Annotated in this window: 24 protein-coding genes; 22 read left to right on the top strand and 2 right to left on the bottom strand. The window is 39.3% G+C overall.

Annotation, left to right across the window (positions count from 1 at the left end; translation table 11 throughout):
- Both CRG87_RS05805 and rpoC read left to right on the top strand, forming a co-directional pair.
- Positions 1-551 (top strand): DNA-directed RNA polymerase subunit beta (locus CRG87_RS05805; protein WP_458118140.1); only part of this gene is annotated, 551 nt, incomplete at its 5' end.
- 16 nt (positions 552-567) lie between these two features.
- On the top strand, positions 568-4,227 hold the full coding sequence (rpoC, locus tag CRG87_RS05800) for a DNA-directed RNA polymerase subunit beta' (RefSeq protein WP_074425755.1): 3,660 nt from the start codon (positions 568-570) through the stop codon (positions 4,225-4,227).
- A gap of 67 nt (positions 4,228-4,294) precedes the next feature.
- Here the strand turns inward: rpoC and CRG87_RS05795 are convergent, their stop codons facing one another.
- Positions 4,295-4,663: a DUF3021 family protein gene (locus tag CRG87_RS05795; RefSeq protein ID WP_074425754.1), complete on the bottom strand. Its 369-nt coding sequence runs from the start codon at positions 4,661-4,663 to the stop codon at positions 4,295-4,297.
- Positions 4,664-4,835: 172 nt separating this feature from the next.
- Positions 4,836-5,525, bottom strand: a complete 690-nt coding sequence (locus CRG87_RS05790; RefSeq protein ID WP_074425753.1) for a prepilin peptidase — start codon at positions 5,523-5,525, stop codon at positions 4,836-4,838.
- 180 nt (positions 5,526-5,705) lie between these two features.
- Here CRG87_RS05790 and rpsL point away from each other — a divergent pair, with 180 nt between their 5' ends.
- The 20 genes from rpsL to rplF all read left to right on the top strand — a co-directional run bounded on the left by rpsL (position 5,706) and on the right by rplF (position 16,547).
- The gene (rpsL, locus tag CRG87_RS05785; RefSeq protein ID WP_046307589.1) at positions 5,706-6,113 is read left to right on the top strand and encodes a 30S ribosomal protein S12; all 408 of its coding nucleotides are present in this window, start codon (positions 5,706-5,708) and stop codon (positions 6,111-6,113) included.
- A 15-nt stretch (positions 6,114-6,128) separates the two neighbouring features.
- Entirely contained in the window at positions 6,129-6,599 is a 471-nt protein-coding gene (gene rpsG, locus CRG87_RS05780; protein WP_046307588.1) for a 30S ribosomal protein S7, read from the top strand.
- Between the two features lie 23 nt (positions 6,600-6,622).
- Positions 6,623-8,725: an elongation factor G gene (gene fusA / locus CRG87_RS05775; protein WP_074425752.1), complete on the top strand. Its 2,103-nt coding sequence runs from the start codon at positions 6,623-6,625 to the stop codon at positions 8,723-8,725.
- Between the two features lie 386 nt (positions 8,726-9,111).
- A complete protein-coding gene (rpsJ, locus tag CRG87_RS05770; protein ID WP_046307586.1) occupies positions 9,112-9,420 on the top strand; it encodes a 30S ribosomal protein S10 in 309 nt (102 codons plus the stop codon).
- A 25-nt stretch (positions 9,421-9,445) separates the two neighbouring features.
- Entirely contained in the window at positions 9,446-10,075 is a 630-nt protein-coding gene (gene rplC, locus CRG87_RS05765; protein ID WP_046307583.1) for a 50S ribosomal protein L3, read from the top strand.
- 14 nt (positions 10,076-10,089) lie between these two features.
- Positions 10,090-10,722: a 50S ribosomal protein L4 gene (gene rplD, locus CRG87_RS05760; RefSeq protein WP_046307581.1), complete on the top strand. Its 633-nt coding sequence runs from the start codon at positions 10,090-10,092 to the stop codon at positions 10,720-10,722.
- The gene (gene rplW / locus CRG87_RS05755) at positions 10,719-11,024 is read left to right on the top strand and encodes a 50S ribosomal protein L23 (protein WP_046307577.1); all 306 of its coding nucleotides are present in this window, start codon (positions 10,719-10,721) and stop codon (positions 11,022-11,024) included. The genes rplD and rplW overlap by 4 nt, the downstream gene beginning before the upstream one ends.
- 15 nt (positions 11,025-11,039) lie before the next feature.
- The gene (gene rplB, locus CRG87_RS05750; protein WP_046307576.1) at positions 11,040-11,876 is read left to right on the top strand and encodes a 50S ribosomal protein L2; all 837 of its coding nucleotides are present in this window, start codon (positions 11,040-11,042) and stop codon (positions 11,874-11,876) included.
- 18 nt (positions 11,877-11,894) lie between these two features.
- Positions 11,895-12,176 carry a 30S ribosomal protein S19 gene (rpsS, locus tag CRG87_RS05745; RefSeq protein WP_046307575.1) on the top strand — a complete coding sequence of 94 codons (282 nt, stop codon included), beginning with the start codon at positions 11,895-11,897 and terminating at the stop codon, positions 12,174-12,176.
- Between the two features lie 19 nt (positions 12,177-12,195).
- On the top strand, positions 12,196-12,549 hold the full coding sequence (gene rplV / locus CRG87_RS05740) for a 50S ribosomal protein L22 (RefSeq protein WP_046307574.1): 354 nt from the start codon (positions 12,196-12,198) through the stop codon (positions 12,547-12,549).
- Positions 12,550-12,562: 13 nt separating this feature from the next.
- Entirely contained in the window at positions 12,563-13,234 is a 672-nt protein-coding gene (gene rpsC / locus CRG87_RS05735; RefSeq protein ID WP_046307570.1) for a 30S ribosomal protein S3, read from the top strand.
- A complete protein-coding gene (gene rplP / locus CRG87_RS05730) occupies positions 13,234-13,674 on the top strand; it encodes a 50S ribosomal protein L16 (protein ID WP_046307568.1) in 441 nt (146 codons plus the stop codon). Before rpsC ends, rplP begins: the two co-directional genes overlap by 1 nt.
- Positions 13,664-13,861 (top strand): 50S ribosomal protein L29, encoded by a 198-nt coding sequence (gene rpmC, locus CRG87_RS05725; RefSeq protein WP_046307567.1) that lies wholly within the window; start codon positions 13,664-13,666, stop codon positions 13,859-13,861. Before rplP ends, rpmC begins: the two co-directional genes overlap by 11 nt.
- Positions 13,862-13,879: 18 nt before the next feature.
- Positions 13,880-14,146, top strand: coding sequence for a 30S ribosomal protein S17 (gene rpsQ, locus CRG87_RS05720; protein WP_046307565.1), 267 nt, complete (start codon positions 13,880-13,882; stop codon positions 14,144-14,146).
- Between the two features lie 32 nt (positions 14,147-14,178).
- On the top strand, positions 14,179-14,547 hold the full coding sequence (gene rplN, locus CRG87_RS05715) for a 50S ribosomal protein L14 (RefSeq protein ID WP_034980437.1): 369 nt from the start codon (positions 14,179-14,181) through the stop codon (positions 14,545-14,547).
- Between the two features lie 17 nt (positions 14,548-14,564).
- Positions 14,565-14,816, top strand: a complete 252-nt coding sequence (gene rplX / locus CRG87_RS05710) for a 50S ribosomal protein L24 (RefSeq protein WP_046307564.1) — start codon at positions 14,565-14,567, stop codon at positions 14,814-14,816.
- 14 nt (positions 14,817-14,830) lie between these two features.
- The gene (rplE, locus tag CRG87_RS05705; protein ID WP_046307563.1) at positions 14,831-15,373 is read left to right on the top strand and encodes a 50S ribosomal protein L5; all 543 of its coding nucleotides are present in this window, start codon (positions 14,831-14,833) and stop codon (positions 15,371-15,373) included.
- A 12-nt stretch (positions 15,374-15,385) separates the two neighbouring features.
- Entirely contained in the window at positions 15,386-15,571 is a 186-nt protein-coding gene (locus CRG87_RS05700) for a type Z 30S ribosomal protein S14 (protein ID WP_046307561.1), read from the top strand.
- Between the two features lie 22 nt (positions 15,572-15,593).
- Positions 15,594-15,992 (top strand): 30S ribosomal protein S8, encoded by a 399-nt coding sequence (rpsH, locus tag CRG87_RS05695; protein ID WP_046307559.1) that lies wholly within the window; start codon positions 15,594-15,596, stop codon positions 15,990-15,992.
- 24 nt (positions 15,993-16,016) lie between these two features.
- On the top strand, positions 16,017-16,547 hold the full coding sequence (gene rplF, locus CRG87_RS05690) for a 50S ribosomal protein L6 (RefSeq protein WP_074425751.1): 531 nt from the start codon (positions 16,017-16,019) through the stop codon (positions 16,545-16,547).
- Positions 16,548-16,552 lie beyond the last annotated feature (5 nt).

Genomic DNA, 16,552 nt, shown 5'->3' with positions numbered 1-16,552 from the left:
TTTCCGTCGGAATTATGCACTATCTGAAATTAACCCACATGGTTGATGATAAGATTCACGCCCGTTCCATTGGGCCTTACTCATTAGTGACCCAGCAACCTCTTGGTGGTAAAGCGCAATTTGGTGGACAGCGTTTCGGTGAAATGGAAGTTTGGGCACTGGAGGCTTATGGTGCTGCATACACATTGCAAGAAATTTTGACTTACAAATCTGATGACGTTGTTGGTCGTGTAAAGGCATATGAAGCAATTGTTAAGGGTGACAGAATTCCTAAACCTGGTGTTCCTGAATCATTCCGTGTCCTTGTCAAAGAATTACAATCTCTAGGATTAGATATTCGTGTTCTTGATATGGATCACAATGAAATCGAACTTCGTGACATGGATGATGATTCAAATGAACATTTGAATATTGATACCCTGTCGAAGATGGCCGAAGAACAACAAAAGAAGAAGTTAGCCGAAGAAACCGCAAAATCTGAAGATGAAGAATCAGCCGAGATTGAAGCTCCAGTTGATGAGTCTGATGATGATAACAAGATTTCTAGATAAGTAGGGGGTTAAACTTTTGATCGACGTAAATAAATTTGAAAGCATGCAAATTGGCCTTGCTTCTCCAAATAAAATTCGGAGCTGGTCGTATGGTGAAGTAAAAAAGCCTGAAACGATCAACTACCGTACTTTAAAACCGGAAAAAGATGGTCTGTTTGATGAAAGAATCTTTGGACCGACCAAGGATTGGGCATGTGCATGTGGCAAATATAAAGGTGTGAGATACCGTGGTATCGTTTGTGATCGCTGTGGTGTTGAAGTTACCTCTTCTAAAGTTAGAAGGGAACGGATGGGTCACATCGAATTAGCAGCCCCAGTAACCCACATTTGGTACTTTAAGGGAATCCCGTCTCGAATGGGATTGATTCTTGATATGTCACCAAGATTGTTGGAAGAAGTTATCTACTTTGCGGCATACATTGTCATTGATCCGGGTGACACTGAACTTGAATTCAAGCAACTTTTAACTGAAGCAGAATACCGTGAAGAAAAAGCTAAGTATGGTAACCGGTTTGAAGCTAAAATGGGTGCCGAAGCAATTCGCGATTTGTTACGTAAAGTTGACCTAGAAAAAGAAGTTGCTGATTTAAAGAAGGAATTAGAAACTGCTACTGGTCAAAAGCGTACACGTGCAATCAGAAGATTAGACATTCTTGATGCATTTAAAGATTCTGGTAATAAGCCAGAATGGATGGTCATTGATGCTGTGCCAGTTATTCCACCGGACTTGCGTCCAATGGTTCAATTAGAAGGTGGCCGTTTTGCTACTTCTGATTTGAATGACTTGTATCGACGTGTAATTAACCGTAACAACCGGTTAAAGAGATTGCTTGACTTAAACGCACCAAATATCATTGTTCAAAATGAAAAGCGGATGTTACAAGAAGCCGTAGATGCATTGATTGATAATGGTCGTCGTGGTCGTTCTGTTGTTGGCCCCGGTAACCGCCCACTTAAGTCACTTTCACACATGCTTAAGGGTAAGCAAGGTCGTTTCCGTCAAAACTTACTTGGTAAGCGTGTTGACTACTCTGGTCGTTCAGTTATCGATGTTTCACCAAAATTGAAATTCTATCAATGTGGTGTTCCTCGTCCAATGGCACTTGAGTTATTCAAGCCATTTGTAATGCATGAATTGGTTAAGCGTAAGATTGCTTCTAACATTAAGAGTGCAAAACGTAAGATTGATCGTGAAGACGATGATGTATGGGATGTATTAGAAGATGTTATTAAGGAAAGAACTGTTTTACTAAACCGTGCGCCAACTTTGCACCGTTTGAGTATTCAGGCTTTTGAACCAGTTTTGGTACCAGGTAAGTCAATTCGTTTGCATCCACTTGCATGTGAAGCCTACAATGCCGACTTCGATGGTGACCAGATGGCTATTCACGTTCCTTTATCTGATGAAGCTGTCGCTGAATCACGTTTGTTAATGCTTGCAGCTCACCATATTTTGGCACCTAAGGATGGTAAGCCAATTGTTACACCATCTCAGGATGTAGTTTTAGGTAACTACTGGTTGACTCAAGCCGAAAAGGGCCGTGAAGGTGAAGGAATAATCTTCAATTCACCTGATGAAGCAACAGTTGCATATAATAATGGTGATATTCACTATCACACTATTATTGGTATGTCTGCCGATTCGATGCCTAAGAAGTCATGGCCTAAAGGTTTTGAACATGGCATTTTCATTACCACTTACGGCAGAATCATCTTCAATCAAATTTTCCCAGATGATTACTTCTACATTAATGAGCCAACTGAAGAAAACCTGAACCATCCAGTAAGCGCTAAGTACTTCTTAGAGCCTGGTGAAGATATCCATGAAAAGATTGATGATGTTGCTAGTGATTTAATCTCAACACCATTTAAGAAATCTTTCTTATCTGATTCAATTGCAACTATTTACAAGTACTACAAGGTTCAAAGGACTTCTGAATACCTTGATGACTTAAAGACACTTGGCTACACTAGTTCAACCACTTCTGGTATTACAATCGGCATGACTGATGTACCAGAAATTGAGGACAAGGACGAAAAGGTTGCTAAGGCGCACAAGCAAGTTGATGTCGTTTCTAAGCAATTTAGACGAGGCCTAATTACTGAGCAAGAGCGTCACGATCGTGTTATCAGCATTTGGAATGATTGTAAGGATCAAGTTCAGGACGAAATTGCTCAAATTTATGATCCTCGTAATCCAATTACGATCATGGCGGACTCCGGTGCTCGTGGTAACATTTCCAACTTTACTCAGTTAGCTGGTATGCGTGGATTGATGGCCACTCCTAACGGTGGATTGTTCGAAATTCCAGTTACTTCAAACTTCAAGGAAGGTCTATCAGTTCTAGAACTATTCATGTCCACTCACGGTGCTCGTAAGGGAATGACTGATACAGCATTGAAGACTGCCCAGTCAGGGTACTTGACTCGTCGTCTAGTTGATGTTGCTCAAGATGTTATTATCCGTGAAGATGATTGTGGTACTGACCGTGGTATCAATGTTCACGCCATCATGGAAGGTGACGAATTAATTGAGCCACTATACGATCGTCTATTAGGACGCTTTACTGCTGAAACTGTTAAAGATCCTAAGACTGGCGAAGCTATTGTTAGACCAAATGTCATGCTTGATGAAGAATTATCACATAAAATTTGTGATGCTGGTGTGACAGACGTTAAGATCCGTTCTATCCTAACTTGTGATACTTCCCATGGTGTTTGCCGTAAGTGTTACGGTATGAACCTTGCTACTGGTGAGGAAGTTGAAGTGGGGGAAGCAGTTGGTACGGTTGCTGCCCAATCAATTGGTGAACCTGGTACTCAGCTTACTTTACGTACATTCCACAACGGTGGTGTTGCCGGTGCAGAAGATATTACTCAGGGTCTTCCTCGTGTTCAAGAATTGTTTGAAGCACGTAATCCAAAGGGACGCGCTATTATCTCTGAAGTGGATGGTATAATTGATTCAATTCAAGAAAATCCAGCAGAGCATACACGTGAGATTACTGTTAAAGGTAAGATTGATACTAGAAGCTACAGTGTACCTTACACTGCATCAGTTGCAGTTAGTGAAGGTGATGAGGTTAGTCGTGGCTCCAAGTTAACTCTCGGATCAATCGATCCAAAGGAACTTATCCAAGTTACTGATACCTTAACAACTGAAGAATACATCTTGGTTGAAGTTCAAAAAGCATACCGGATGCAGGGTGTAGATATTTCTGATAAGCACGTCGAAGTTTTGACTAGACAAATGTTACAGAAAGTACGTGTACTTGATCCAGGTGAAACCAACTTACTCCCTGGTGAGATTATGGATATTGGTGAATTCAAGGAACGTAACACTTCAGTTATTATTTCTGGTGGTATTCCAGCCACTGCACAGAGTGTCATTCTTGGTATTACTAAGGCTGCTCTTGAAACTAACAGTTTCTTATCAGCTGCTTCATTCCAAGAAACTACTCGTGTATTAACTGATGCCTCAATCAGAGGTAAGAACGATCCATTACTCGGTTTGAAGGAAAATGTTATCATCGGTAAGATTATTCCTGCCGGAACTGGTCTTCCAATTTACCGTGATATGGAACCTGAAGCTGATGTTCCAAAACCTAAATCTGTTTATTCAATAGCTGATATTGAAAAGAAGATGCGGGAAGCTGACGAAGCTACAGAGTCATAAAATAATATAAATAAAAACTGTTCCGTTAGAAGTTACTAACGGAACAGTTTTTTGCTTGCTCGAATTATTACTTTAAAATCTTACCAAATAGAATATATGATATTGTCCATAAAATAATGCCAACAATCAGAAAGAAACCAAATATTTTTACTAAGTCTAGTATTGATTTAGTTGGGAACCAGCCACTGAATACTAAACAAGGATATATGGTAACCAACATGATTAGAAAATGAACGACAGATTGTTTTATTAATGACCAACTTTTGACATCATAAATAACAGAGGTTGCTGCAACTGCAGTTATTATTAGTCCCGTGATAAATGTCGATTTGACGCTATAATCATCGATATGTCGTAATTTCATAATCCATGATAATATACTCATAATGATAAAAGGTATGGCGCCACGTATTGCTGCAGATAAAATATAGTGCATCGTTTTTCCTCAATAAATTCTAAATGTTTTTATATAAAAGATTTTATCATAGGCTGAAATGCAAAAGAAAATAGGTGATAAAACTGGCTCATATTTAACTAAATTAATATTATGGTTAAATAGCAATCTTTTGATTTTCATCTTTAATTGGAGGCCTGATCTAAAAGACTTTTTATTTGCACAAAAGTTGAGTGACTACACCAATATAAATAAATGGAAGGAAAGCTACAGAATCCTTGCTACTTAACTCACCAATTTTAAAGAAAATAATTAAAATGACTGAGGCTACTAAAAAAGCTAAATTTGCAAATTGAGGACTAAAATAAAGAGCCAAAATTAGATAAACAAGTAAATCCCCACAACCCAATCTGTTTTTGAAGATTTCATAGACAAAAAGAGCAAAAATAGGAAAAAAGTGAATGAGATCAACAGAACTGATTTTTTTAAAATTTACTAGTAAGTGTATGGTTGCAATAATGGAAGCCGGAACAATGAATGCAACATCAAATTCTTTACTTTGATAGTCGCTAATAGCTGCAAGTAGTAGGCTAAATAGTACAAGTGCAGTATTAATGCCACTAATACTACTGAAATCAATTTTACAAAAGGCAAAGCCACCCAAAAATTCTACTAAGAAATATTCACAGGGGATGTGTATTTTGCAATAGTGGCAGCGACCTTTGAGCATTAAATAAGAAACTAAGGGGATTTCATCAAGTAAGCTCAGTTGCTGTTTACAATTAGTACATTTGGAACGAGTAAAAATAAAGTCCTCTTTGCCTGCTCTTTCAGCAATTACACATGCGTGGGAAGCCAAACAAGTCCCAATCAAAAAATTAGTCAATTGATAAAGTAAATTCATTTTTCCACCTCACATATTTAAATACGCAGAAAACTAAATTTTGCTTTTTCAAAAAAGAAAATTGCATTTTGTTGAAAAGGTAGTACAATAGTCTTTGTGTATTTTGGAGATAACTCAGGTCTAAAAAAGAAACTCCTGGGTGTGTGAACAAGATAATCAAATTTTAGGAGGAAAAAGTTTATGCCAACCATAAACCAATTGGTAAGAAAAGGCCGTCACACTAAGACGACTAAATCAAAGTCACCAGCTTTAAGCTATGGCTACAACAGTATGAAGAAGGAATTAGTAAACAACCCTGCACCACAAATGCGTGGAGTTGCAACTCGTGTTGGTACTATGACACCAAAGAAGCCAAACTCAGCTTTACGTAAGTATGCTCGTGTTCGTCTTTCTAACTTAATCGAAGTTACTGCCTACATCCCAGGTGAAGGCCACAACTTGCAAGAACACTCGGTTGTTTTAATCCGTGGTGGACGTGTAAAGGACCTTCCTGGTGTACGTTACCATATTATCCGTGGTGCCCTCGATACTGCTGGTGTTGATGGCAGAAAGCAAAGCCGTTCTAAATACGGTGCTAAGAAAGACTAAAGGAGGAGTTAAATAATGCCTAGAAAAGGACATATAGCTAAAAGAGATGTTTTGGCAGATCCAGTATACAACTCAAAACTTGTTACTAAATTAATCAACCACTTAATGCTTGATGGTAAGAGAGCTAAGGCATCTTCAATCCTTTACGATGCTTTTGACATTATCAAAGATAAGACCGGTAAAGAACCACTTGAAGTATTTGAAGAGGCAATGAACAACATTATGCCAGTTTTGGAAGTTAAAGCTCGCCGTATCGGTGGTTCTAACTACCAAGTCCCAGTTGAAGTTCGTCCTGAAAGAAGAACAACTTTGGGCTTAAGATGGCTTGTTTCATACGCACGTTTACGTAATGAACACACAATGGATGAACGTCTAGCTAATGAAATCATTGATGCTTCAAACAACACTGGTTCAGCTGTTAAGAAACGTGAAGATGTACACCGTATGGCTGAAGCTAACCGTGCATTTGCACACTATCGTTTCTAATTTTATAAGGAGAGAATGAATTTATGGCTAATAAACGTGAGTTTCCATTAGAAAAAACACGTAATATTGGTATCATGGCCCACATTGATGCGGGTAAGACTACCACTACTGAGCGTATTCTTTATTACACTGGTAAGATTCATAAAATTGGTGAGACCCACGAAGGTGACTCACAAATGGACTGGATGGAAGAAGAAAAAGAACGTGGTATCACTATTACGTCTGCTGCTACTACAGCTCAATGGAATGACTACAGAATTAACATCATTGATACCCCAGGACACGTTGACTTCACTATCGAAGTTGAACGTTCCCTACGTGTTCTTGATGGTGCCGTAACTGTTCTTGATGGTCAAGCAGGTGTAGAACCACAAACCGAAAACGTTTGGCGTCAAGCTGAAACTTACGGTGTTCCTCGTATTGTTTTTGTTAACAAGATGGATAAAATTGGTGCAGATTTTGATAAGTCTGTTACTTCTTTACATGAACGTCTAAATGCTAACGCAATCGCTGTTCAAATGCCTATCGGTTCTGCTGATACTTTTGAAGGTGTCATCGACTTAATCAACATGGTTGCTGATGTTTATGATGAAGACAAACTTGGCTCTAAGTGGGACACTATTCCAGTTCCTGATGAATACAAGGAAGAAGCAGAAAGACGTCGTAACGAGTTAATTGAACAAGTTGCTGACGTTGACGATGCAGTTATGGAGAAGTACCTTAACGGTGAAGAAATTTCTGTTGATGAAATAAAGGCTGCTCTTCGTAAAGCAACTTTGGAATTAAAGGCTTTCCCTGTCTTTGCAGGTTCAGCATTTAAGAACAAGGGTGTTCAAATGATGCTTGATGGTGTTGTTGATTACTTACCATCACCATTAGACGTTAAGCCTTATATCGCTCATGATCCTAAGACTGATGAAGAAGTTCAATTGATTGCTGGTGACGATAAGCCATTCTCAGCTTTAGCATTCAAGATTGCTACTGACCCATTTGTTGGTCGTTTAACTTACATTCGTGTTTACACTGGTTCACTTGAATCAGGTTCATATGTTTTAAACGCATCAAAGAACAGTCGTGAACGTGTAGGTCGTTTATTGCAAATGCACGCTAACTCAAGAAGTGAAATTTCTGAAGTCTTCTCAGGTGATATCGCTGGTGCTATCGGTTTGAAGAACACTACTACTGGTGACTCTTTAACTGACCCAGATCATCCATTGATTTTGGAAAGTTTGGAAGTTCCAGACCCAGTTATCCAAGTGTCAATCGAACCTGAATCAAAGGCTGACCGTGATAAACTTGATGTTGCTTTACAAAAGTTAACTGAAGAAGACCCAACTTTCAGAGCTGAAACTAACGCTGAAACTGGTCAAACTTTGATTTCAGGAATGGGTGAATTACACCTACAAATCATGGTTGAACGTATGAAGCGTGAATTCCACGTTGAAGCTAAGATTGGTGAACCACAAGTTGCCTACCGTGAAACCTTCACTAAAGAAGCTAAAGCACAAGGTAAGTTTGTTCGTCAATCAGGTGGTAAGGGTCAATACGGTGACGTTTGGATTGAATTTACTCCAAATGAAAGAGGTAAAGGCTACGAATTTGAAGATGCCATCGTCGGTGGTGTTGTTCCTCGTGAATTTATCCCATCAGTTGATGCTGGTTTGCAAGAATCAATGAAGAACGGTATCCTTGCAGGTTACCCATTGATCGATGTTAAGGCTAAGCTTTACGATGGTAGTTACCACGAAGTCGATTCATCAGAAGCTGCCTTCAAGGTTGCTGCATCTCTTGCTTTAAGAAATGCTGCTCCTAAGGCTGGTGCTGTAATTCTTGAACCAATTATGAAGGTACAAGTTATTACTCCTGAAGAATACTTGGGTGATGTAATGGGTTCAGTTACTGCTCGTCGTGGTACAATGGACAACATGGTAGACCGTGCTGGTGCCAAGGTATTGAATGCAATGGTTCCACTTGCTGAAATGTTTGGTTACGCAACTACTTTACGTTCATCAACTCAAGGTCGTGGTACATTTACTATGGTATTTGACCACTATGCTGCAACTCCTAAGTCAATTCAAGAAGAAATTATTAAGAGTCGTGGCGGTAACAACAATAACGCTGAATAATTTTAACTAAACAATTTGTTTAATCGAGCTATTGGTAAATCCAATAGCTCTTTTTTTGTTTAAAAATAAGCAATTTTCTTGCTTTATCGAGCTATAGATAGTAACTTAGGCGCTGTTGAAAATTTTTAATTTTAATTTTTGAAAAAAGTATATTAATTAATTGGTCAAAATTGAGAAAAATATCCTAAAACCCTTGATATCTAGCCATAAAATCGGTATACTAGTCTTTGTGCGCTTAGGGTATACTATGCTCTAATGCACATATTGTTGTAAAGCGTTGATGCAAAAGGTTGCGGCACACCAGGCTGCATTGCCACAGAGGTGGTGCCGGGAATTTTTGCGGAGGCTAGTCATCTTTTAAAAGAAGACGTTGAGGAGGTAATTCAATGGCAAGTCAATCAATTCGTATTAGACTTAAGTCTTACGAACATGGTATTCTCGATGAATCGGCTGCTAAAATTGTAGAAACAGCTAAGAGAACTGGTGCTGAGATCTCAGGTCCAGTTCCACTACCAACAGAAAGGGTTTTGTTTACTGTTCTTCGTTCACCACACAAGAACAAAGACTCACGTGAACAATTTGAAATGCGTACGCACAAGCGTTTAATCGATATTTTAAGTCCTACACCTAAAACTGTTGATTCTTTAATGAAGCTTGATCTACCAAGCGGCGTTGACATCGAAATCAAATTATAATTTTTAAAAAGAAAGAGGTGTAATCATGACCAAAGGAATCTTAGGAAGAAAAGTCGGTATGACTCAAGTCTTCACCAAAGATGGCATCCTTGTTCCTGTAACTGTTGTCGAAGCAACTCCTAACGTTGTTATGCAAGTTAAGACTGTTGAATCAGACGGTTACGAAGCAGTTCAATTGGGATACCAAGACAAGCGTGAAGTTTTGAGCAACAAACCAGAAAAAGGTCATGCTGAAAAAGCAAAGACTTCGCCTAAGCGCTTCATACGTGAAATCCGCGGAGTTGAGCTTAAGGACTACGAAGTCGGCTCAGAAATTACTGTGGACACATTTAAGGAAGGTGACGTCGTAGACGTTACTGGTACTACAAGAGGTCATGGATACCAAGGTAACATTAAGCGTTGGGGCCAATCACGTGGACCTGAAACTCACGGTTCAAGATACCACAGAGTTCCTGGTTCAATGGGTTCCATCATTAACCGTGTACCAAAGGGCAAGCGTTTGCCAGGTCACATGGGTATGAAGAAAGTTACCATTGAAAACTTAGTAATTGAAAAAGTTGTAGCAGACAAGAACGTATTACTTATCAAAGGTAACGTTCCAGGTGCTAAGAACTCATTAATTACTGTTAGATCTGCTGTTAAGAATAGTAAATAGGAAGGAGGACTAGAATGGCTAATTTAAAAGTTATCGATCAAAAAGGTAAAGATGCCGGTGAAGTTACTTTAAAAGATGAAGTATTTGGTATCGAACCAAACGAAAGCGTAGTTTTCGATGCAATCATCAGACAAAGAGCTGGCAAGCGTCAAGGTACTTCAAAAGTTAAGAACAGATCTGCTGTTCGCGGTGGTGGTAAAAAGCCATGGAAGCAAAAAGGTACTGGTCGTGCTCGTCAAGGTTCTATCCGTTCACCACAATGGCGTGGCGGTGGTGTAGTCTTCGGACCAACTCCACGTTCTTACGCATATTCAATGCCAAGAAAGCAACGTCGTTTGGCTATCAAGTCAGTTCTTTCCCAAAAGTTGATTGATAAGAATTTGATCGTTTTAGACCAGTTGACAATGTCTGCTCCTAAGACTAAAGAATTCAAGTCAATGTTAGACAGCTTAAATATTGAAGGTAAAGTACTTGTTGTTTCAGAAGACAAGAATGTACAACTTTCAGCTAGAAACTTACCAAAGGTTAAGGTTGTTCCTATCAACGGTTTAAACGTTGAAGACGTTGTCAACTATGACAAATTGATCTTGACTAAGGATGCTATTGAGAAGATTGAAGAGAATGTTGAGGGGGCTTCGAGAAAATGAGTGCACATGATATCATTTTAAGACCTATCATTACTGAAAAGTCAACGAACTTAATGGATGATAAGAAGTACACTTTCAACGTGCTTTTAACTGCAACCAAGACTCAAGTTCGTAATGCTGTCGAAGAAATCTTTGATGTCAAAGTTAAGAAAGTTAATATCATGAATGTTCGTGGTAAAGACAAGCGAGTTGGTCGCTACACTGGTAAGACTGCTCGTACGCGTAAAGCAATTGTCACATTAACTGATGATTCAAACGACATTAAGATTTTCAAAGACGAAAATCAAGAAGAAAATAAGTAATAGGAGGTCAGTCAATTGGCTATTAAAATTTATAAGCCAACCACAAATGGTCGCCGTAATATGACTTCTTCCGACTTTGCTGAGATTACTAAGACTACGCCAGAACGTACCTTACTTGAATCTCAATCACATACTGCAGGTCGTAACTCATATGGTCGTATTACAAGTAGACACCGTGGTGGTGGTCATAAACAAAAGTACCGTATCATCGATTTTAAGCGTAACAAGGACAATGCAAAGGCTGTTGTTAAGTCTATTGAATATGATCCAAACAGAAGTGCTAACATTGCGCTTTTACACTACACTGATGGTATCAAAGCTTACATTTTAGCTCCTAAAGGCTTAAAAGTTGGCGCTGTTGTTGAATCTGGTCCAAATTCAGATATTAAACCAGGTAATGCTTTACCATTAGCAAACATTCCGACTGGTACTTCAATTCACAACATTGAATTAAGACCTGGCAAAGGTGGACAATTCGTAAGAAGTGCCGGTACCAGTGCTCAAGTTTTAGGTAATGATGGTAAGTACACTTTAGTTAGATTACAAAGTGGCGAAGTTCGTAAGATTTTGTCAGCTTGTCGTGCAACTATCGGTGTTGTTGGTAATGAACAACACTCATTGATTCAATTAGGTAAGGCTGGCCGTAGTCGCTGGTTAGGCAGACGTCCACAATCTCGTGGTTCTGTAATGAACCCTAACGATCACCCACATGGTGGTGGTGAAGGTAAGGCTCCAGTTGGTCGTCCACAACCTATGACTCCTTGGGGTAAGAAAGCTCGCGGTATTAAGACTAGAGATAGTAAGAAAGCTAGCGAGAAGCTAATTATTCGTCACCGTAAGGGTAGCAAGTAACAGAAGGAGGGTTAATTAATGAGCCGTAGTATTAAAAAAGGGCCTTTTGCTGATGCATCATTGCTGAAGAAAGTCGATGCACAAGCAGACACAGAGAAAAAACAGGTTATTAAAACCTGGTCGCGTCGTTCAACTATTTTCCCTTCCTTCGTTGGTTTGACTATAGCTGTTTACGATGGTAGAAAACATGTTCCAGTTTATATTACTGAAGACATGGTTGGTCACAAGTTAGGTGAATTTGTTCCAACGAGAACTTTCCATGGACACAAGACATCTGACGACAAGGCCACTGGAAAATAGAGGAAGGAGAAACACTTAAATGGCAGAACAAATTAGTTCAGCTAGGGCTGAAGCAAGAACTGTTCGTATTGCTCCAAGAAAAGCACGTTTGGTCGTTGATTTGATTCGCGGCAAAGATGTTGCTGAAGCATTGGCAATCTTGGAATTTACGCCTAGAGCTGCTTCCCCAATCGTTGAAAAAGTTTTACGTTCAGCAATTGCTAACGCAGAACATAACTACGATCTTGAAAGTGCTAACCTTTACGTATCAGAAGCATACGTAAATGAGGGTGCTACTTTAAAGAGATTTAGACCACGTGCCAAGGGTATGGCTTCTCCAATTAACAAGAGAACTAGTCATGTAGTTGTTGTAGTTTCAGAAAAGAACGATTAAGGGAGGTATATTAATGGGTCAGAAAATTAACCCAAATGGTTTTCGTCTCGGCGTAATTCGTGACTGGGAATCTAAATGGTATGCTGACAGAGGATATAAAGAAACCTTAAATGAAGACTTGAAGATCAGAAACTTCATCTCAAAGAAATTAAAGGATGCCTCTGTTTCTACTATTGAAATTGAACGTGCAGCAAATAGAATCAACGTATCAATTAATACCTCAAAGCCTGGTATGGTAATTGGTAAAGGTGGTTCTGAAGTTGAAGCTTTAAGGAAACAATTAAATGCATTAACTAAGAAGCAAGTTCACGTTAATATTGTTGAAATTAAGAAGCCAGATCTTGATGCTAAGTTAGTTGCTGACAGTATTGCAGCCCAACTTGAAGCTCGTGTTGCTTTCAGACGTGCTATGCGTCAAGCAACTCAAAGATCTATGCGTGCTGGTGCCAAAGGAATCAGAGTTCAAACTTCTGGTCGTTTAAACGGTGCCGACATGGCAAGAAGAGAATGGCACACTGAAGGTCGTGTTCCATTACAAACTTTAAGAGCTGACATTGATTACGCTTGGGTAAATGCCTTCACTACATACGGTGAAATTGGTGTTCAAGTATGGATCAACCGCGGAGAAGTTTTACCTTCAAAGAGTAAAAATCCTGCAAAAGCTGTGAAGGGAGGAAACAAATAATGCCTCTAGTACCTAAAAGAGTAAAGCACCGTCGTGAATTCCGTGGAAAGATGCGTGGTGCTGCTAAGGGTGGTAAGACCATCGCTTTCGGCGAATACGGTTTACAAGCTCTTGAATCTCACTGGATTACTAATCAACAAATCGAAGCTGCCCGTGTTGCGATGACTCGTTACATGAAGCGTGGTGGTAAAGTTTGGATTAGAATTTTCCCTCAAAAGTCATACACTGCCAAAGGTGTTGGTGTCCGGATGGGTTCCGGTAAAGGTGCACCAGCTGGTTGGGTAGCTGTAGTTAAGAGAGAAAAGATTATGTTTGAAATTGGCGGAGTTAGTGAAGAAGTTGCTCGTGAAGCTTTAAGACTTGCTTCAACAAAATTGCCAATTAAATGTAAGTTTGTGAAAAGAAGTTCGGAAGTAGGTGGCAATTCTAATGAAGGCTAAGGATATCAGAGCACTAACCACTGATCAGATGTTGGATAAGGAAAAGCAATATAAAGAAGAACTCTTCAACTTGCGTTTCCAACAAGCAACGGGTCAATTAGAAAATACCGCTCGTCTACGCAAAGTCCGTAAAAACATCGCTAGAATTAAAACAATTCTAAGTGAAGATGCATTGAAGAAAGATTAGTGGAAGGGAGTTATTAACTTGAGCGAAACAATCGAAAGAAATCGTCGTCACGTATATCAAGGTCGAGTAGTTTCAGATAAGAATGACAAGACTATTACAGTTGTTGTTGATACTTACAAGAATCACCCTGTTTACAAAAAGCGTATCAAGTACTCCAAGAAGTACTACGCACAAGACGAAAAAAATGAAGCTAAAGTTGGCGATACTGTTCGTATCATGGAAACCCGTCCATTATCTCGTACAAAGCGCTTCCGTTTAGTAAAAATTGTCAAGAAATCTGTATAGTTTTGCGGATTTAGTGAGGGGAGGATTAAATAGTGATTCAAAATGAATCCCGTTTGAAGGTTGCTGATAACTCTGGTGCCAGAGAACTATTAGTTATTAGAGTCTTAGGTGGATCAAGACGTAAGACCGGTAACATTGGTGATATCGTAGTAGCAACTGTTAAACAAGCAACACCAGGTGGCGTTGTCAAAAAAGGTGACGTTGTCAAAGCTGTCATTGTTAGAACAAAATCAGGCGCACGCCGTGAAGATGGTTCATACATCAAATTTGATGAAAATGCCGGCGTTGTAATTAATGCAGATAAGAGCCCACGCGGTACTCGTATCTTTGGGCCTGTTGCACGTGAGTTGCGTGAGCACGACTTTATGAAAATCGTCTCTCTTGCTCCTGAAGTCTTATAATTAAGTGAGGTGCACTGATGTTTGTTAAAACTGGTGACAAAGTAAAAGTTATTGCCGGAAAAGACAAAGGCAAAGAAGGTACTGTTCTTTCTGTTAACGTTAAGAAAAACCGTGTGGTTGTTAAAGGCGTTAATACAATTAAGAAACACCAAAAACCTTCTCAAACCAATGCTAATGGTGGTGTAGTTGAATCTGAAGGTTCAATCCACGCATCAAACGTTAAGGTTATTGCTAAGTCTGAAAGCAAAAAAGAAGAAACTAAGAAATAGGAAGGAGGACACAAATGGCAAATTATTTAGCAGAAGAATATAAAGAAAAAATTGTTCCTGCATTGCAAGAAAAGTTTGAATACAGCTCAGTTATGCAAGTACCTAAAATCGAAAAGATCGTTTTGAACATGGGTGTTGGTGACGCTGTTACTAATGCAAAGAACTTGGATGAAGCTGTCGAAGAATTAGCTTTAATCTCAGGTCAAAAGCCTTTAGTAACTAAGGCTAAGAAGTCAATCGCTAACTTCCGTTTACGTGAAGGTATGTCTATCGGTGCTAAGGTTACCCTTAGAGGAGATAGAATGTATGACTTCTTGTACAAGTTAATTAGTGTTTCACTTCCTCGTGTTCGTGACTTCCGCGGTGTTTCAAGCCGTTCATTCGATGGTCGTGGTAACTACACTTTAGGTATTAAGGAACAACTTATCTTCCCTGAAATTGACTTTGATAAAGTTAATCGTACAAGAGGTTTAGATGTTGTTATCGTTACTACTGCCAACACTGATGAAGAAGCTCGTGAGCTTTTAAGTCAATTTGGTATGCCGTTTGCAAAATAATGGAGGACACTAATGGCTAAAACATCACAAAAAATTAGAAATCATCGTCCTGCTAAGTTTTCTTCACGTGAATACACTCGTTGCGAGAGATGTGGTCGTCCACACTCCGTATATCGTAAATTTGGTTTATGCCGTATTTGCTTGAAGGATTTAGCACACAAAGGTCAAATCCCAGGTCTTAAAAAGGCTAGTTGGTAATACGGTTAGGAGGATAGCATAAATGGTCATGACAGATCCGATCGCAGATTACTTGACTAGAATTAGAAATGCCAACATGGCAAAGCATAGTTCAGTTGAAATTCCTGCATCAAACATTAAAAAATCTATTTCAGAAATTTTGAAACGCGAAGGCTTCATCCGTGATTACGAAGTTACTGATGACAACAAGCAAGGCATGATTAAGATTTTCTTGAAATATGGTCCAGACGGAGAACGTGTCATTTCAGGCTTAAAGCGTATTTCTAAGCCAGGTCTTAGAAACTACGTAAGTGCTGAAAACTTACCTAAAGTTCTTAACGGTTTAGGTATCGCCATCGTTTCAACTTCTGCCGGTGTAATTACCGATAAAGAAGCTAGACAAAAAGACGTTGGTGGCGAAGTTGTTGCTTACGTTTGGTAATTTTGACAGAAAGGAGAACAATCAATGAGCCGTATCGGTTTAAAAACAATTGAAGTCCCAGATAGTGTCACAGTTACCAAAGATGGTGACAACATCACCGTTAAGGGACCTAAGGGTGAATTAACTAGATACTTTGATCCAAAGATTACTTTCAAGCAAGAAGATGGCAAGATCAACTTTTCACGTTCAAGTGAAAGTGATAAGGCACTTCATGGTACTGAAAGAGCTAACTTAGCTTCAATGGTTGAAGGTGTAGTTAATGGTTATAAGAAGACTTTGAAGTTAATCGGTGTTGGTTACCGTGCAACTGCACAAGGCAACAAGTTAACTTTAAACGTTGGTTACTCACACCCAGTAGAAATGACTGCACCAGAAGGTGTTTCCGTAAAAGCTACTTCAGCAACTGAAATTGAAGTAGAAGGAATTTCAAAGCAAAATGTTGGACAATTTGCTGCTGAAATTCGCGATGTACGTCCACCAGAGCCTTACAAGGGTAAAGGTATTCGTTACACTGACGAATATGTACGTCGTAAGGAAGGTAAGACAGGTAGATAGTAAAT

The organism is Lactobacillus apis, from assembly GCF_002837055.1.
Lineage (GTDB): Bacteria > Bacillota > Bacilli > Lactobacillales > Lactobacillaceae > Lactobacillus > Lactobacillus apis.
Note: the sequence above shows the minus strand (reverse complement) of the source record. Positions and strands in the feature narration are given on the sequence as shown.

Excerpts from the sequence above, each read along its gene's own strand:
- rplX (WP_046307564.1), top strand. The coding sequence starts at position 14,565 with ATGTTTGTTAAAACTGGTGACAAAGTAAAAGTTATTGCCGGAAAAGAC.
- CRG87_RS05795 (WP_074425754.1), bottom strand. The coding sequence starts at position 4,663 with ATGCACTATATTTTATCTGCAGCAATACGTGGCGCCATACCTTTTATC.
- fusA (WP_074425752.1), top strand. The coding sequence starts at position 6,623 with ATGGCTAATAAACGTGAGTTTCCATTAGAAAAAACACGTAATATTGGT.
- rpsL (WP_046307589.1), top strand. The coding sequence starts at position 5,706 with ATGCCAACCATAAACCAATTGGTAAGAAAAGGCCGTCACACTAAGACG.
- rpsC (WP_046307570.1), top strand. The coding sequence starts at position 12,563 with ATGGGTCAGAAAATTAACCCAAATGGTTTTCGTCTCGGCGTAATTCGT.
- rplE (WP_046307563.1), top strand. The coding sequence starts at position 14,831 with ATGGCAAATTATTTAGCAGAAGAATATAAAGAAAAAATTGTTCCTGCA.
- CRG87_RS05700 (WP_046307561.1), top strand. The coding sequence starts at position 15,386 with ATGGCTAAAACATCACAAAAAATTAGAAATCATCGTCCTGCTAAGTTT.
- rpsG (WP_046307588.1), top strand. The coding sequence starts at position 6,129 with ATGCCTAGAAAAGGACATATAGCTAAAAGAGATGTTTTGGCAGATCCA.
- rpsJ (WP_046307586.1), top strand. The coding sequence starts at position 9,112 with ATGGCAAGTCAATCAATTCGTATTAGACTTAAGTCTTACGAACATGGT.
- rpsH (WP_046307559.1), top strand. The coding sequence starts at position 15,594 with ATGGTCATGACAGATCCGATCGCAGATTACTTGACTAGAATTAGAAAT.
- rpsS (WP_046307575.1), top strand. The coding sequence starts at position 11,895 with ATGAGCCGTAGTATTAAAAAAGGGCCTTTTGCTGATGCATCATTGCTG.
- rplC (WP_046307583.1), top strand. The coding sequence starts at position 9,446 with ATGACCAAAGGAATCTTAGGAAGAAAAGTCGGTATGACTCAAGTCTTC.
- CRG87_RS05790 (WP_074425753.1), bottom strand. The coding sequence starts at position 5,525 with ATGAATTTACTTTATCAATTGACTAATTTTTTGATTGGGACTTGTTTG.
- rplP (WP_046307568.1), top strand. The coding sequence starts at position 13,234 with ATGCCTCTAGTACCTAAAAGAGTAAAGCACCGTCGTGAATTCCGTGGA.
- rplF (WP_074425751.1), top strand. The coding sequence starts at position 16,017 with ATGAGCCGTATCGGTTTAAAAACAATTGAAGTCCCAGATAGTGTCACA.
- rplV (WP_046307574.1), top strand. The coding sequence starts at position 12,196 with ATGGCAGAACAAATTAGTTCAGCTAGGGCTGAAGCAAGAACTGTTCGT.
- rplW (WP_046307577.1), top strand. The coding sequence starts at position 10,719 with ATGAGTGCACATGATATCATTTTAAGACCTATCATTACTGAAAAGTCA.
- rplD (WP_046307581.1), top strand. The coding sequence starts at position 10,090 with ATGGCTAATTTAAAAGTTATCGATCAAAAAGGTAAAGATGCCGGTGAA.
- rpmC (WP_046307567.1), top strand. The coding sequence starts at position 13,664 with ATGAAGGCTAAGGATATCAGAGCACTAACCACTGATCAGATGTTGGAT.